This window comes from Paraglaciecola sp. 25GB23A (assembly GCF_040012495.1).
GTDB lineage: Bacteria > Pseudomonadota > Gammaproteobacteria > Enterobacterales > Alteromonadaceae > Paraglaciecola.
This window is the reverse complement of sequence record NZ_JBDYKM010000001.1, coordinates 106,749-123,471: the sequence shown is the minus strand read 5'-3', so window position 1 is coordinate 123,471 and position 16,723 is coordinate 106,749. Positions and strand designations below refer to the sequence as shown.

The window sequence follows — 16,723 nt, the reverse complement described above, 5'->3', positions numbered from 1 at the left end:
AACAGGTGTTAGTTTACAACTTTTTACATCAACAACCCATTTGTTTAGCGCTGCATTCCCATTCCTGCATTGCGGATACCTTGTTCAATAAGCACTGACATATTCTGAATGACGACTTATTAATATGGACGGTATAAAGTTTTCGGTATTAAAAAAGCCGGAAGGTTTCCCTATCCGGCTTGTGTGGTTAATTATTGACTAAGGTCTCATTAAGCTATTTTTAAAGTTGGGATAATGTTCTTCTTGGCTTCTTCTTCAGCCGCCTTAAACGATGGCATACGATCGAAGTTCAGATAGCGGAATACATCACCCGACATTGATTCAATCTTATTGGCATATTCCATATATTCTGCAGCACTTGGGATTTTACCCACAATGGCACCAACGGCCGCCATTTCAGCAGAACATAAATACACGTTTGCACCATCACCTAAACGGTTAGGGAAGTTACGAGTAGAAGTAGACAATACGGTAGCGCCTGCTTCTACTCGTGCTTGGTTACCCATGCACAGTGAACAGCCTGACATTTCAGTACGAACACCCGCTTTAGCGTAGATATTGTAATAACCTTCTTCTTTAAGCTGGGCTTCGTCCATCTTCGTTGGAGGCGACATCCACAGACGTGTTGGTAAAGTGCCGTCATATTGCTCTAATAATTTACCAGCGGCACGAAAATGTCCGATGTTAGTCATACAAGAACCAATGAAAACTTCGTCAACTTTGTCACCCGCAACCTCAGACAAGGTTTTGGCATCATCTGGGTCATTAGGACAACACAAAATAGGCTCTTTGATTTCGTTCAAATCGATCTCAAGTACTTCAACGTATTCGGCATCAGCATCAGCTACCATCAATTCTGGTTTAGCTAACCAGTCTTCCATCTTACGAGCACGACGCTCAAGGGTACGTTGATCGCCATAACCTTCGTTAATCATCCAACGTAACATGGTGATGTTCGAGGTAAGATACTCAGCAATTGAGTCTTGCGAAAGTTTGATGGTACAGCCGGCAGCAGAGCGTTCTGCAGAAGCATCAGACAATTCAAACGCTTGTTCGATAGTCAGATCATCTAAGCCTTCAATTTCTAGAATACGACCAGAGAACGCGTTGATTTTACCTTTCTTAGCCACGGTTAATAAACCCGCTTTGATGCCGTATAAAGGGATCGCATGTACTAAGTCACGTAAAGTAATACCGGGTTGCATTTTACCTTTAAAACGCACCAATATAGATTCAGGCATATCCAAAGGCATAACACCGGTAGCAGCAGCAAAGGCCACTAAACCAGAGCCTGCAGGGAAAGAAATACCCATTGGGAAACGGGTGTGTGAGTCACCACCGGTTCCGACAGTATCAGGCAACAACATGCGGTTTAACCACGAGTGGATAATACCGTCACCTGGACGCAAAGATACGCCGCCACGATTCATAATAAAATCAGGCAAAGTGTGCTGAGTTTCAATATCGATAGGTTTAGGATAGGCCGCTGTGTGACAGAAAGACTGCATGGTTAAATCTGCAGTAAAACCTAAACACGCTAGGTCTTTTAATTCATCACGAGTCATAGGTCCGGTGGTATCTTGTGAGCCAACTGTGGTCATTTTAGGTTCGCAATAAGTGCCAGGGCGAATACCCTTTACACCACAGGCTTTACCAACCATTTTTTGAGCCAAGGTATAACCCTTGCCCGTATCGACAGGCTGCTCAGGTTTGCGGAACATATCATTAGCAGGTAGGTTAAGTGATTCACGCGCTTTATCAGTTAAACCGCGACCAATAATTAAATTGATACGGCCACCAGCGCGCACTTCGTCTAACAACACTTTAGATTTGTACTCGTAGGTTGCTAGAACTTCGCCAGTTTTGTGATTGGTAATTTTACCTTCAAGAGGGAAAATATCGATCACATCACCCATGTTCATTTTTTCTACGTCGGCTTCAAAAACTAAGGCTCCAGCATCTTCCATAGTGTTGAAGAAAATTGGTGCGACTTTACTACCGATACAGATACCACCACCGCGTTTATTAGGAACGCCAGGCATATCTTCACCGAAGAACCACAATACTGAGTTAGTCGCCGACTTACGTGAAGAACCAGTGCCGACTACGTCACCTACAAAAGCAACTGGATAACCTTGAGCTTTGATATCTTCGATTTGCTTTAATGGACCTACTTCACCATGTTTTTCGGGTGTCAATCCATCTCGAGTCATCTTAAAAGCGGCACGCGCATGTAAGGGAATGTCAGGACGTGACCAAGCATCAGGTGCGGGAGATAAATCATCGGTATTAGTTTCACCGGTGACTTTGAATACGCTAACAGTAATTTTTTCAGCTAATTCAGGTTGCGCAGTAAACCATTCTGCTTCTGCCCAAGATTCAATGACGTCTTGTGCAAATAGATTACCTGCTTTTGCTTTGTCTTCTACATCATGGAAACGGTCGAACATTAACAAAGTATGTTTCAATTCTTCCGCAGCTAATTCAGCTAATTCGATGTCGTCTAAGGCATCAACTAAGGTAACGATGTTATATCCACCGTGCATATTACCTAATAATTGAATGGCTGCATCTTTAGAGATCAAGTTGCATTGTGTCTCACCTCTGACAATGGCGCTTAAAAATCCGGCTTTGACATAGGCCGCTTCATCCACACCGGGAGGAACTCGCTCAGAGAGTAACTCAAGTAAAAAACCCTCTTCACCGGCTGGTGGTGCTTTGAGCAACTCTACCAAACTAGCGACTTGCTCTGCATTTAACGCTTGAGCTGGAATGCCTTGAGCCTCACGTTCTGCAACGTGTTTACGATATTCTTCTAACACTATACGATCCTCTTGGTTGGCTCCGCTGGTACTACTTATCATGGAGGCTAGAAATAAACTCAAACATTATAAAGCTTTCGCTTGAAAATTAAAATTTATCTCGTCCTTTGTTTACTGATAGTCACTATTATTTTTAGTGATAAGGCTTTGAAATTATGTGTTTTTTAACCAATTTCAGTGATTTATTTAGGGCTGAGCAGAAATTCGAAAAATTTGGCCCTGCGCACTATCAGTTAGTATATAAATACTGCCATCAGAATGCACTTTAATATCACGCAGTCGTTGGCCAATTTCACTAAACAATACACTCTGTTTTATCACTTTATTCGACTCTACATGCAACCAGTAAACTTGCTTAAACTTAAGGGATGTCACTAATAGATCCCCCTGTAAATCAGCAAACATTGGCCCATAATAAACGACCAAAGAGGAGGGTGCGATAGAAGGAGTCCAATCAAGCCACGGTTGTTGCATACCAGGGTATTCGGTAAATGGGCTAATACGAGCACCTGAATAATCCAGTCCGTTAGTAATCACCGGCCAGCCATAATTATTGCCCGATGAAATGATATTAACTTCATCCCCACCAGCGGGTCCATGTTCATGAGAGAAGACTAGGGTTCTGACTGGATCATAGATTAGGCCTTGTGCATTACGATGCCCCAAAGAATAAATATAATTCTTCGACTCAATAGTATCTCCTTTACTCCCCTCCTCTGCCAATGGCATATTATCTTGTCCAGAAAACGGATTATCTAGGGGCACTGTCCCGTCATCATTAATGCGAATAATCTTGCCCAATAGGCTATCTAAGCGTTGAGCTTGCTCACGATAATCAAAGCCATCGCCACTGGTAATCAAGAGCGAATTATCAGGCAGAAAAACCATACGCCCCGCAAAATGTACTGGCGTATCTTTAGCCGGGGTCACCGTGAATAAAACCTGCTGCTCAGTTAATGTTAAGCCATTTAATTTTGCTCTCATCACTTTGAGTGCATTTTTTTCATCCGTCCCTGCGGCATAACTCAAATAAATCCAACCATTTTGTAAAAAGTTAGGATGTAAAACAACATCTAATAAGCCACCCTGACTTTTTATATAGACATCGTCTGGTAGACCACTTATCGGTTCACTTACCTGCCCCTTGATGATTTTTCTTAAGTTACCACTACGCTCTGTGACCAGTAATTCATCATTCGGCAAAAAAGCCAAAGACCATGGAAAGGATAAGCCCTCTGCCACTGGGCTAATTTGATAATTAAATAAGTCACTTTTTGCATTGGACCTTGTGCCTTGCTCTGCTGCGTCTAGGGAAAAGGTAAGCAGCATTAAAGTACTCACTAGAAATTTGACTTGAAGGGCGACCAATAACTTATTTTTCATCATCACTACGGGTATTATTTGGGATATGACACAGATAGTGCCATGATATCGCTAAACTAATCCATCATAGCCTGATATTTATGCAACGATTTTTTGTACTTGTTGGCCACTTTGCCTTTGCTTGTTTAGTCACTTTTGTTTTATCTAGTGTGGTACACAGTCAATTTGTACTGCAGGGATTGGTGGATATTGGGATCACTGTATCTCTGCATGACCGACTTAATATGACAATAGATGATCTGCAAGGCCTATTTGCGACCTTAGGTGCGATCATCAGTCTTAGTTTGTTGCTTGGTTTTTCTACAGTTGCCGCAATCAACAAGTTCACAAAAACGCGGCACTACAATACTTATTTGTATCCTCTTGCTGGGTCAGTTGCTATATGGGTCATGCTAGCGGCGATGCACCCCATCATGAATATTACAGTGCTGGCCAGTGCCCGCAGCACTGCGGGCCTTGTTAGCCTGTGTATTTGTGGTGCCATTGGCGGTATTATTTTTTCAAAAATAAGAGCACAGTAAGGCATTAGTCTTACTTAATTACCTGTAACTCGTCTGGCAAAGACTGCATGTCTGAGTAGCACAAAACCAAACAAAAACGATAGCATGAGTAAATTTAAACTGGCACCTTGACGAACCTCTTGCTCTTCATATGCGCTACAGTTATCAACCGAGCCACCGGAAATCGGTATTAATTTAACCGCAACAACATAATCGACTTCGGTTTGTGCCCCGAGCGAATCATAGATAATATTACCTTTGATGTCTCTCGCTGGACCCGTCATTAAGGCTGTTGCAGCAATTTCATTGTCATCATTAATAGCGTTAGCCTGACTAATGGTAAAAGGCGAGTTGCATTCTAGTAAGCTATTTAATCCTACAAACAAATCATTACGGTAATCATACAAAAAACCTTCAGTACGCCTAAGCCCAGAGGTAGCTTCCGATTCGCCATAGCCCACTACCATACCTTGATTATTAATGGCGTTGGCAACACTGCCTGAACTGCTAAAAAAGTCATCTGGGTAGCTCGTGAGCGAGGCGTTAATATCGTGAACAAAAAACTTAGTTTTAGTCAGACCACTTACGTTTTTAGTCACATAACCTACAGCTAAATTATCATTATTCACATCGGTCGCCGCGCTTGCATAAACCCCATCATCATAGTTGATGGTGAGAACCTCATCATTAATATAAAAAGCGGCCGCCGTGGTTAAAGAGCTTGTAGCTAAATATTGGGCTGGGGACTCTCCCACTGCTACGCCATAGTCATTAATAGCCACCGCAGTGCTGCTATAAATAGTGGTATCTGTAATGTCGGGGGTAATTAACATATCTAAAACTAAGATCTCACTGGTGTTACCTTTTCCATCTAATTGCCAGATGATGCCCCGTTGCTGCGCAATAGAGGAAACATTGTTATTCAACTCAATACTGAGGGCGCGTAAACACGATTCTAGCGGAATATCACCTCTTTTATCTTCATCGTCACAGGCTTCTACACTCGCTTTAAAGGCGCTCGATGTGATTGCAGTCGTGCCTATACCCACAACCTGATTATTGGCATTAATATCGTAGGCATCACTTAAGCCCCCTGCGGTGATATCGGGTGGCAATAATTCAAACGACTTCCCCTCTATTAAGGCGAAACCCCGTGAATAAAAGTCATTAAGTACATAAGTCACATCTATCACATCATTGCTAACATAAGATAAAAGATAAAACCCATCTTGACTCAGACCCACTGCATGACCTAAGTCGTTAATGCCGCGAACCATGGTTGTAGCGCTATTGCGATAGGCCCCAGTTGAACTGTCGATACTGTCAAAACCATGCAGTAATTCATCGCTTGACTCATCCGCAAGATAACTGTTGTAACTTGCGATCTGCTGAAAGAACTGATTTTCACTATTGGATGAAATATAGGTGTATACAAATGTGTAGTCAGTATCGTTTAGGTCCCAACCTTTGGCACTTTCAATATCAGTAAGGTAAGTCAGCATGATGGCAGAAGCGAAGTCGAGTAAAGTAAAGTCAATCGTTGGATTATAAGGACTTTGTAAATTTACAGAGACAGTTCCAGAGGCGTTAATTGCAGATGGAAATGAATTTTCTGCCAAGCTAGCAATAGGCAGTTCAACAACACGATATTGTGCGCCGTGAGAGTGTGAGACAAGCAATAGTGCAGAGCTAAAAATGACAGCAAATTTTACTTTTTTATACATAATTCCTGCTTTAACAAGTAAGTTGCCTAAGCACCGCGCACACCTTTCTAGCAGAGCGATAAAAATCAAACTGATAGAGGATTTTGCTTGGTTAATTAGGGCTTAATATGGAAACGGGATACGTCGATAAAAGCCTGACTATTGACTGTGTATCGACGCCCCGACTCTGGAAAAACTAATCGTCTGTTTTTTGATTAACCAAGGTCATTTTATAGCCCGATGACGCTGAAGGGTCAGCTTCAAAAATCAGGTATTGTTCCTTGCTATCTTCATTCAGCACCATATACATGCTGGTCAATTTGATATCGGTACCATCGATGGGAGCTATAGCATAAACATTGTAGGTGTTGTTGAGCAGGTTCACAGAGGCACTATTTTCTTGTAATACTGAAATTTTATTGGCGGCGGTTGCTATGATTTCATCGCTCAGGACAAAATAGAAAGTCACGCGACTAAAGTCATCTGAATCGGCTAAATTAATCACTTTAATGCCATGACTATATATACTGGCACTACTGCTTTTGGTCACCGTTAATGTTTTAACTGTCGTTTCATAACCATCAACAATACCATCATTATTTTCATCAATATCACCGTCATTGTCGTCGTCGATGGGATCTTTTTTACCATATAAGAACAAAGTATTGTCGGCGTTTTCCTGTAAGCTCAGCAAAGCATTATTAACGTACAATTTATTGGTATTGCTACTGCTTACATAAAAGTCATAGTCACCATTTGAGGTAATGGTGGTATCGCTGAATTGATTAAGTCCCAGTTGACTAAACTTAACTTCGCTTTGACCATCTAATTTAACTTCTACATCAATCTCGCCAAAATAGTCTGGTAAATAATCATTTAATGCGATGCCATTGTAAAAACTAAATTTAGCTTCCGAATCCACATCTTCCAATTCAGTTACGCCATTGACGCCAATACTGTCGATAGTGAACGGAGATGAGCCAACTCCAGTATTTTCACGCAATACAATGACATATTGACTCACAGCAGAGTAAGTTTGGTCTACTGAAGTGTAAATTACCTCAGTACTGCCGGCGGGTGTAACATAATAAATATACTGATCTTGTTCCACTTTAATGTTGTCAGAAAGCGCCTGAAAGCCAGCAGTGTCTATTAATATTGCTTCGTTAAAAGTTTCGTTATCTTTAGACATATAGAGATCAACACTTTGATAGCTAGGGTGAATATTTAACAAGCGAACATTAAATAAATCATTGTCATCGTCCCCATCATCATCTACTAGGTCGATATCAAATTGCAGCACTGTAGGTTCGCGTACATCCCCCATTAAAGCGATAAACTTAATCTGGTCTTTTACTATTTTCACACTGTCTTCGTAAACAATCTCTAAATCACTTCTAGCACTGCTTTCTTCATCTTGCCAAGCCAACTCAATATAATACGTTCCTTTGTCTAAGGCGTTGTTAGCACTCACTTTGGTGTAAGCTACCGAGTTATAGGTCACTTCGATTTCATCAACCGTATCTTCGTCGAGGTTTTCATCAACCGTTAGAAAGATGCCTGGCGCATTCGATGAGGCATTGTATAACTTAATGTAACCATTGTTGTCTTCGTCACTACTGCCAGACCCACAGCCGGACAAGGCCAATATCACTAAACACAAATACACCATAGGGTTGAATGGCTTCAGTAGAACGCTTTTACACTTCATTGTTTCTCCAATTATTTAATCAATTATTATTTATAGCCAAACTGACACTTACTATTTTTAGACCCCTTAACCGTGTTGGCGAGCACTAAAAATCTTGATGACGGGTGCTGATGGGACTAAAGGATATAGCCTAAGTTCACGAGCATAGATGCCCTTTACGCTATCTTTACGCTTTACTGACAGAGGCTTACATTGGAGGGGTTGATATAAAATCGGAAAGAACAATAAGGAGTCTTGCAAGAGAAAATGGGGAATTTATCGTTAAGTGGCTCTATTTACTCTACCAAAGCGAGTAAATAGAGCCTAAGTTTTGTCAAAAACTAGCGCAATTTTAAGGTAGATCTTTGCGCATAAACATCACACCAGTGCCCCATCGATCTTTAAATCCTGGCCAAGGGGCAGACATTTTACCACTCTCATCTTTGACTTGATTACTTAATTGGCGCTTGGGCAGATAATCACAGGCTTTTTCATCAGTCTTAACCTTACAATCTAAGAAAGCTAAGGTCATATGTTGATTTATCCGGTTAAGGGTTTCACTGCTCCAACTTGGCTCAAAATAATGACCAATATCGATATCGGTGGCATAGGTTTCTTGCGGAGCAGGGTGAGGTGCAATGTTATGCCGCGCGTTTTGGTAGACCAACAAGTAACTTTCTTTGCTACCACTTTGTTCATACAATTTTTTTACGCCATTCTCATAGCCAGACACATCATCATGATCTCCCACCACATATAGACTCGGAACCTTAATATTAAGCAGAGCTTTGTCACTGTGCACATTGAGTTCTTGTCCCCATGGAGAAAAAGCCACCATGGCTTTCCAGCGCGGATCTACCCTTTCACGTCCAGCATTACAGCTATTAAACACCGGTAATAATGCTTTTGCTGCTGCTTCAGGAAATCCTTGTTGCTGCAGTCCCGCTTGCGAAAAACTATAACATCCACCAATAGTATTAATAGCGCCGTAGCCGCCCATTGAATAGCCGATAACGGCTGCATGAGAATTGTCGATAATGCCAGCCAAAGGGGAACTCGATTGGCTAAAATAATCTAAAACAAACTGCTGATCCCGTGCTCGATTAATTAAGGTGCTGGGAAAGCCAGCAAATGGCCCATTTTTGAAGTCAATTTCAGCAGTGGTAGAGTCAGTATGATCGATTCCTACGACCACATAGCCGTGACTGGCAAGATGCTCACCTAGATAGAACATGATGGTGCGATACCCAGTATAACCATGAGACAATACCACTAATGGAAAGGTAGTACCTGTTGATTCCGGCGCATCGCGGTAGGCATTGGCTGCCAGACTAAAGGGCACATGCAAACGACTGACATTTTCATAACTGGTTTTTTTTGCTCCTTGCTCAGGAGTCGCGGGATACCAGACTTCAAGAGTTAAGCTGCGGTCTTGTTTAGATTGATAATCCACTGCACTTAACTGCTGTGGATTTGTTGCCTGCAAGGTCCGTACGCCGACCTTGTATTCACCAGGCAAGGCCAATTCAGGTGTCACCGAGGGCTGATGGGTATAGAGTTGCTGCGGATCTGACGCTTGGGAGTTAGTACTAAATAATAGGGCACAGACCACTAAACTCGATAGTGGTTTAAGTCGTTTGCGGTAAAGGTTTGAATTAAACATAAAGATCCTTTAATTAGGGATGTTGTTGCAAATAGGCCTGCGTACGTTGCAGTGCATTTTGTCGAAGGTTGGCATAAAAAAGACTAAAATCAAGCACATGATAACTGTGGTTTGCTTGGTCTAGGTGATTAGAGAAGGCATTATCGTGTTGCTGGGCGACCTCTAAACGACCATCTGCTTGACACTGAGCCCAAGTCAATTGTGGACTGATGGGCGGAAGTTGGCTAAATTTGAAACCTGGATTGCGCGCCAACAACATGTCTATTGGCGTGCGCTTAAACTCAACTGGCATGGCCCCTAAGTGTTGAGTCTTAGCTACTTTTTCCTGCCCAGTTTGCCAGCTTAAAGGGTTTACACAAGCGCTCGCTTTATTGTTGCCGCTTTCATCAAGATTAAACTCCCAGCCGGAGGTATACCAATGAGGCACCCTTCCCTCTGACGTGCCGCCTGCTCCGTAGGTGTCATAACTAATGATACATCCCGTTTGCAGCGCAGTTTGGCACAAGGTTAAAGAACGAAAGCTGCGGGTAAACTTATCCAAAGGCAACCAATAACCAAGCACATAGGCAGCAACAAGTTTTTGTTGAATAGGCTGGGTATCGATTTCTTGTTCTAATAAACGCAAAGCATGTGCGGTGCCCTGACTATGACTGACGATGATAAACGGCCGGCCATGATTAAAATGGGTGAGAAAATAATCAAATGCTTGTTTTATATCAGTGTAGGCCAAGTCTAAGGCTTGTGATGCAGGGCTCAGGGCATCACTTAAAAAGGCTTGTAAGTGAGCTTCACGATAATGAGGCGCATAAATGCGACAACACCCATTATAGATGCTCGCCATACTGGACAGCATATACTCGATAGACTGTGCCTCAGAGTTATCCTCACTCATGGTGGAGTTCCAACCACCCGGCCCCACATAACCAGTAGAGTGAATAAAAAAAACATCAACCGGTGGCTCAGGATAATCTTGACTAAGGTCGGTCTCTGGCGGGATTAAATCGGCGCTATCGTCTTTGTCTGGATGCGAGACCCAAAAATAACTATCTTGATAATCTGGGGCTTTAGGTGCTTGACTAATATCGAACATCTCTGGGGGCGATAAATAGGCCAATACAGCAGTCTTGGCAAAAATACCGAGCAAGACCACAACAGAAACAATACCAGCGACAGACCACAGTCCGACTTTAAGCGACTTACGCACCAACAGTTCACCACAACCAACCTTCAATTTGGCTATTTAACGTATAAATACGATTTAATGCAACAAAGCGATTGTAACGATCAATATTTAAGTAGAGGGATCAACCTTAATACCGTGGCTACCATTTACTCTGAACCAGCCGGCAATACTGTATCGATCCCTTTGTGTAACAAGGACTTCATGTGGAAAAACATCACTGAGAAACATAACGCAATCGTTGAATTTAGGCGCCACAATTAGTACGGGTGATATTTGTTTATCACGATACAAAAGTAATTCTCCCTCATCATCTTTGCACCAATCAGTATTTAAATAGAATACGGTACTCAGTACTCTGTTGCTGGAACCTTTAAATGCATCTACGTGACGTTTATAAAAATCACCGCGACTATAATGAGAATAGTGGCATTCAAAATCAAACAAGCCCATAAATAATCGCCGGTTAATACCAATTCTGAGTTGCTCCATAACCGCCAAATAGTGCCTTTGCACTTCAGAATTACCCTCTAACCAATGTAAGGTATTGCTACGCACTTTGTCATTTAGTTGCTGGCCAAGTTCGCGTCCAATAGCAGCAGGTTTAAAATCCTGTTCAGAAAAACCTTGTAGCTCGTGCAAAATATTGTGAGTCAGTAATGGCGATAAAAAATCGTGCAATAAACAATAACCCTGTGCAGTTAAACACTCAGCGATATGATCGATTTGAAACTCAGATAATAAAAATTTTGTACTTGGCTCACGCATTAACAAGCGACTCATCATAATAGGGTGACATGGGGACAATAGTGACCTAAAAATAGATCGGCGATCTAAGCGAGCCTTATACCAGTAATTTTATAAATTGCTACGCAAATATCGTTAGTTAACAGCAAGACAATTCATCAGACTAGCATTGAATAACAAAGGGCTTACTTTGTTGGTGAGCGAGGTGATTGGTTAAAATAAAGGTATTTTGAATTAACGCAGCATCATGGCTGGCTCGATGCCGGGGTTGAGTAGTTTTAGCTAATAAGCTGTCTTTAGTGTGGTGCCACAAATTCATTTGCATCTCACTGAGCAGCATTTCTAAAGGACTAATTGAAAATGCCATCTTAATATTAGCGGCATAGAACAGTGTAATAAGCCAAGGTTGATCGACTACCCAACCATCAGAATAGGCAGTTTGGCCTTGCAAAAACTCATTAAGTTCAGCACAGACCTGTGTCACCGAGCGCCCATTTTTTTGCAATAAAGGCCGACTAATACCATGACATTGCTGCGCTTGCTCATCCCAATGCAGCCAATCGTCTTGCGGACGAATTAAACTGCAAAAGCGCTCGCCATTGGGTTTTATCACACCCACTTCTATAGGGTAGCTATGTGCACCAAAACCACTGGCTTCTACGTCAATAATAATCGGCACATAATTGCATTTGATAATGATTTCTTCCGTTTATGTGGTGTGGTAACCGGGCAAGCTAAAACAAAAAGGTATACATAGAATCAAGGTAACAAAATTATCACATTTCACAAGTTTTTAGGGACTGAGTTCCTTGGAATAATGCAATTTACGGTGATTGTCTAATATTATGCCATCATAACCTTGGGTACGATTGAGTAAATCGATGCCGTCTTGCACTCCTAATACAAACACGGCAGTAGAAAGCGCATCATTTAAAGTACTGCGAGGACCAAGGATAGACACACTTTGCACCTCATGACTTGAAGTACCACTCTTAGGTGAAAGGATGTGATGGTAACGTACTCCATCTTGCTCAAAATAACGTTCATAATCACCGGATGTCGACAAACCGATATTTTCCAGCGGTAACACCACGGCTTGCTTGTCAGCATCTCTCGGATCGCGAATACCTACCATCCACGGTTTACCTAGCCGGTCGCCTAATAAACGTGTATCTCCGCCAGCGGTGACCAAGGCATGCTCAAAACCTAAGTCTTGGAGTATGGCGATAGCATTGTCTACTGCATGACCTTTGGCAATGCCACCCAGATCAATCTTAACCTTAGGGTGGGCAAAGTAGATGGTCTGCTTTTGTGCATCAAGCACCACATAACGAAAGTTAATGGCCTCAAGTAAGGCTTTTACTTGTTCTTCGCTGGGTTTTACATGCTGCCGATAGTCAAACAAATAGCCCACACTGGCAAAAGTGATATCAAAAGCACCTTTTGTTTCAATCGACAATTCAAGAGATAAGGCAATAAGATCAAAAAGTTCTTGCGATACCTTAACGGGATGAGCGCCTGCTTGCTGGTTTAAGATGGCTAACTCACTAGTCACTATGTAGGGGCTCATCAGCTGATTGATCCGCTCCATTTCAGCCATCACGGCCGACATTCCCTGCTCAGCTAGAGTAGAAGAGTCGCTCCACACCTCGACTTGAATATTGGTGCCCATAATACCTTGTTTGTCTTGATACCACTGGGCATTAGTGACTGACACCCAAAAAGTCAGAAGTAGTAATAACGAAGTAGACTTGATGATGGCGATCATTTATTTAAATCCAAACCAGCTTGGTACAAAGTATTTTTCTTTAATGAAAAATGCTCTGCGGTAATGGCTGCAGCTTTTTTCAGTGGTAATTCTTTCATCAGCAATACCAGTAAACTCATAGCCTCGGGTGGCACGTCTGTTTGACTTTTTTTATTGCCACTGACTAATAACACAAACTCTCCGCGCTGATGATTTGTATCCGCTAATAGCCAAGCATGACAATTATCCGCGGTACCGGAGAAAAACGTTTCGAAAGTTTTGGTTAACTCTTTGGCCAACACCAGCTCTCTATCACCACCGAGTACTTCAATAATGTCTTTGACAGTTTGCGCAATCCGCCGCGGTGACTCATAAAATATTGAAGTAACAGGCTCTAATAATAAGCCCGCCAACACTTGATGTTTAGCTTGCATTTTAACTGGCAAAAAACCTTCAAAACGGAAGCGATCAGTGGGCAAACCTGCCGCACATAAAGCGGTGGTCACGGCACATGCGCCTGGCAGAGGAATAACATCTATATGAGCGGCCCGGCACTGGGTAACCAAACTGTAGCCGGGATCACTGATCAAAGGAGTGCCTGCATCAGAAATAAGGGCAATATTAATGCCTTGTTGCAAGCGTGAGATCAACTCGCCTGCCCGCTGAGATTCATTATGATCGTGCAGGGAGATTAGTCGAGTTTGAATATCATAATGTTGCAATAATTTAAGACTGTGTCGGGTATCTTCTGCCGCGATGAGATCCACCTGCGCCAGAATAGTTAAGGCACGATGGGTAATATCCGCCAAATTGCCGATAGGGGTGGGAACGATATATAACTTGCCAACTTCACTCACTAACATAACTCCAAATTCGAACCAAACTGTTTCAAGCACACAGGCCTTGATATTGGCTAAGCGGGTAGATATTTATGTGCGTTACTATAAACTAATAAACATATTTTTTACTGAGTTTGTGACATGGGTTTGTCTAGATTTTTATCAATAATACTAATTAGCTTTTTTATCGTCGCATGTAGCGCACCGACAACGCGCACTAATATGCCAGTCAAGGAAGAACAAAGGCTAGAAGAAACTCCGCAAATTATTGAAAATGTTGATTATTTAAAAAGAGCTGAAGTCGTATTTGCGCAAACCGGTTCAACTGAGAAACGCGATGAGCTTTTATTAAAAGCCGCTGATTTATTGCAACAACAAGGTGACTGTGTAAAAAGCTTAAAATTGTTGCAAATATTGGACAGCAGTTTGCAATCTCAACAACATAAACACATTGCCCAAATCCTTAGCACAGAATGTTTAATAACGCTGCAGCGCCCTGAGGTATATGAACATCGCGATTTACTGCTTGCTAAGCTCGTACCTGTAATTGGCTATGAGCAGCGAGTTTTTCATCTGCAAGCCACTCTTTATAGCCAACAACAGGCTTGGATAAAAGCCAGTGAAGCCCTATTAAAAACGGATGGCGACGACATTGCAAAGAGTCAACAAATTTGGCAATGGTTAAAAAATCTGAGCATCAAAGAACTCAGAAATGAAAAACTACGCAATACTCAATTACAAGCCTGGTTACAACTTAGTCTAATCGTGCACACCTATGGCCTTGAACCTGCTCTTCTTGCCGAGCAGATTGTAAACTGGCAAAGCCGTTTTGGTGATTCTGCCCTCGCTCGTCAATTACCCGCAGAGGTCAGTTTAAGTCTTCAAAAAACGCCAATAAAACCCTTTAGAATTGCGGTACTACTGCCCTTAAGTGGCAGACTGTCGAGTCAAGGTTTAGCACTTAAAGAAGGCATATTAGCGGCCTACTTGAATAATTTACCCGAGGCGTTAATTCCGCCTTCTGAAGCGGTTAGTATAAATAACACTTCACAGTCTGCATCACCCAATTATCGACAACTTAATTTCTTTGATTCGGCTTTAAAAACTCCCCAAGAATTAAATGACCTAGTCGCAGACTATGATTTTGTATTAGGACCTCTATTAAAAGAAAGTATTAATGGTTTAACCGAACTACTCCCCGCCGATAAAATTATGTTGGCACTTAATCGCATTGAAAATGAGAGTAAGAATAACTCGAATCCAATATTCGAAAATACTATGCCGTTAGCCAAAAAAGAGCATTATTTTTATGCCTTAGCACCAGAGGATGAAGCGGAACAACTCGCTCAATATATTAAACATAAGGGTTATAAACGTCCGATTATATTTACGGCTGATAACAGCGTTACAAGTCGAATGACTGAGGCTTTTATGAACTCGTGGATGAAAGATTCAGCCGGCCAAAGACAACCCGATGTTGCTGTTTTTTCTGACAGTAAAGACATGCGAGAACAAGTAGAGTCTTTGTTAGACGTTGCGCAAAGTAAAGCCAGAATAAAACAAATGGAAAACGTTGCTGACATCGAAGTCTTCAGTGTAGAGCGCAACCGTTTAGACATTGATGTTATGATTTTATTTGCCAACCCGGAGCAAACAGAGTTACTTAACCCCATTATTGAAGCTAGTTTAAGCCCCTCTTCTGCAGGGAGTTTGGCGGTATTTGCCTCATCACGCAGTTACAGCCTAGAGTTAAGCAAAAACAGCTTGCGGGATTTACGTAATCTAACCTTTAGCGACATGCCTTGGATGTTACCTGGCCATCAGTGGAGCGAATTAGCGAATCAAACCAACGAACTGTGGCCACAACGTTTAGACGCATTATTACGCCTCTTTGCCATGGGTTATGATGCTTACGAATTAATTGGTAATTTGCGTCAACTTCAAACCTTGCCACAAATCACTAAATCAGGTTTAACGGGAGAACTGAGTGTGACAGCCGATGGCGTGTTACATCGTCATTTGCCCTTAGCCCAGATTGTTCAAGACAGAGTATCGGTTCTTGCAATGGATTAAGCAGGCGCTATCTCCCCTAATCGGCGAGCAAGCTGAGAAACTAGCAAAACAATACCTAGAAGAACAAGGACTGGTTTATCTAATGCAGAATTATCGCTGTCGCAGCGGTGAGATAGACTTGGTCATGCGAGACCATCAAACCTTAGTTTTTATTGAAGTTAAATATAGAAGTAGGTCTGACTTTGGCGCGGCGATTGAGTATTTTCATGCCACTAAACGGCGTAAATTTGAATCTGCTATTGCCCATTATTTGCATCAACACAAGCTTAATCCAAGCCAAATAGACCACCGAATTGATATTATTGGTTTAGATGCAAATGTGCAGGGCCAAACAAAGTACACTTGGTTACAAAATGTATAAATATATCGTGCCGAA

The 16,723-nt window shown here is 42.0% G+C and carries 13 protein-coding genes; 3 read left to right on the top strand and 10 right to left on the bottom strand.

All coding sequences use genetic code 11. The features are described 5' to 3' along the window. Nucleotides 1-209: 209 nt before the first annotated feature. Together acnB and ABKW31_RS00525 are read right to left on the bottom strand one after the other, a co-directional pair. Nucleotides 210-2,822: a bifunctional aconitate hydratase 2/2-methylisocitrate dehydratase gene (gene acnB / locus ABKW31_RS00530; protein WP_348614172.1), complete on the bottom strand. Its 2,613-nt coding sequence runs from the start codon at nt 2,820-2,822 to the stop codon at nt 210-212. A gap of 186 nt (nt 2,823-3,008) precedes the next feature. After that, nucleotides 3,009-4,208 carry a PQQ-dependent sugar dehydrogenase gene (locus ABKW31_RS00525; RefSeq protein WP_348614171.1) on the bottom strand — a complete coding sequence of 400 codons (1,200 nt, stop codon included), beginning with the start codon at nt 4,206-4,208 and terminating at the stop codon, nt 3,009-3,011. A gap of 77 nt (nt 4,209-4,285) precedes the next feature. On the opposite strand from ABKW31_RS00525, the gene ABKW31_RS00520 reads away from it, so the two are divergent. Then, nucleotides 4,286-4,726: a hypothetical protein gene (locus ABKW31_RS00520; protein WP_348614170.1), complete on the top strand. Its 441-nt coding sequence runs from the start codon at nt 4,286-4,288 to the stop codon at nt 4,724-4,726. Nucleotides 4,727-4,740: 14 nt separating this feature from the next. Here the strand turns inward: ABKW31_RS00520 and ABKW31_RS00515 are convergent, their stop codons facing one another. From ABKW31_RS00515 to rsmI, 8 genes are all read right to left on the bottom strand, one after another. Then, nucleotides 4,741-6,429 carry a DUF3466 family protein gene (locus ABKW31_RS00515; RefSeq protein ID WP_348614169.1) on the bottom strand — a complete coding sequence of 563 codons (1,689 nt, stop codon included), beginning with the start codon at nt 6,427-6,429 and terminating at the stop codon, nt 4,741-4,743. 175 nt (nt 6,430-6,604) lie between these two features. Beyond that, complete coding sequence (locus tag ABKW31_RS00510) at nt 6,605-8,119, bottom strand: hypothetical protein (protein ID WP_348614168.1); 1,515 nt, start codon at nt 8,117-8,119, stop codon at nt 6,605-6,607. 331 nt (nt 8,120-8,450) lie between these two features. Beyond that, complete coding sequence (locus ABKW31_RS00505) at nt 8,451-9,761, bottom strand: prolyl oligopeptidase family serine peptidase (protein ID WP_348614167.1); 1,311 nt, start codon at nt 9,759-9,761, stop codon at nt 8,451-8,453. Nucleotides 9,762-9,774: 13 nt separating this feature from the next. Further along, nucleotides 9,775-10,965, bottom strand: coding sequence for a DUF3089 domain-containing protein (locus ABKW31_RS00500; protein ID WP_348614166.1), 1,191 nt, complete (start codon nt 10,963-10,965; stop codon nt 9,775-9,777). A gap of 87 nt (nt 10,966-11,052) precedes the next feature. After that, entirely contained in the window at nt 11,053-11,709 is a 657-nt protein-coding gene (locus ABKW31_RS00495) for a 2OG-Fe(II) oxygenase (protein ID WP_348614165.1), read from the bottom strand. Between the two features lie 142 nt (nt 11,710-11,851). Further along, entirely contained in the window at nt 11,852-12,382 is a 531-nt protein-coding gene (locus ABKW31_RS00490; RefSeq protein WP_348615163.1) for a hypothetical protein, read from the bottom strand. 99 nt (nt 12,383-12,481) lie between these two features. Continuing rightward, nucleotides 12,482-13,456 carry an FAD:protein FMN transferase gene (locus tag ABKW31_RS00485; protein WP_348614164.1) on the bottom strand — a complete coding sequence of 325 codons (975 nt, stop codon included), beginning with the start codon at nt 13,454-13,456 and terminating at the stop codon, nt 12,482-12,484. Then, a complete protein-coding gene (gene rsmI, locus ABKW31_RS00480; RefSeq protein WP_348614163.1) occupies nt 13,453-14,292 on the bottom strand; it encodes a 16S rRNA (cytidine(1402)-2'-O)-methyltransferase in 840 nt (279 codons plus the stop codon). Before rsmI ends, ABKW31_RS00485 begins: the two co-directional genes overlap by 4 nt. Before the next feature lie 204 nt (nt 14,293-14,496). On the opposite strand from rsmI, the gene ABKW31_RS00475 reads away from it, so the two are divergent. Continuing rightward, a complete protein-coding gene (locus tag ABKW31_RS00475; RefSeq protein ID WP_348614162.1) occupies nt 14,497-16,347 on the top strand; it encodes a penicillin-binding protein activator in 1,851 nt (616 codons plus the stop codon). After that, complete coding sequence (locus tag ABKW31_RS00470) at nt 16,334-16,708, top strand: YraN family protein (protein WP_348614161.1); 375 nt, start codon at nt 16,334-16,336, stop codon at nt 16,706-16,708. The genes ABKW31_RS00475 and ABKW31_RS00470 overlap by 14 nt, the downstream gene beginning before the upstream one ends. Nucleotides 16,709-16,723 lie beyond the last annotated feature (15 nt).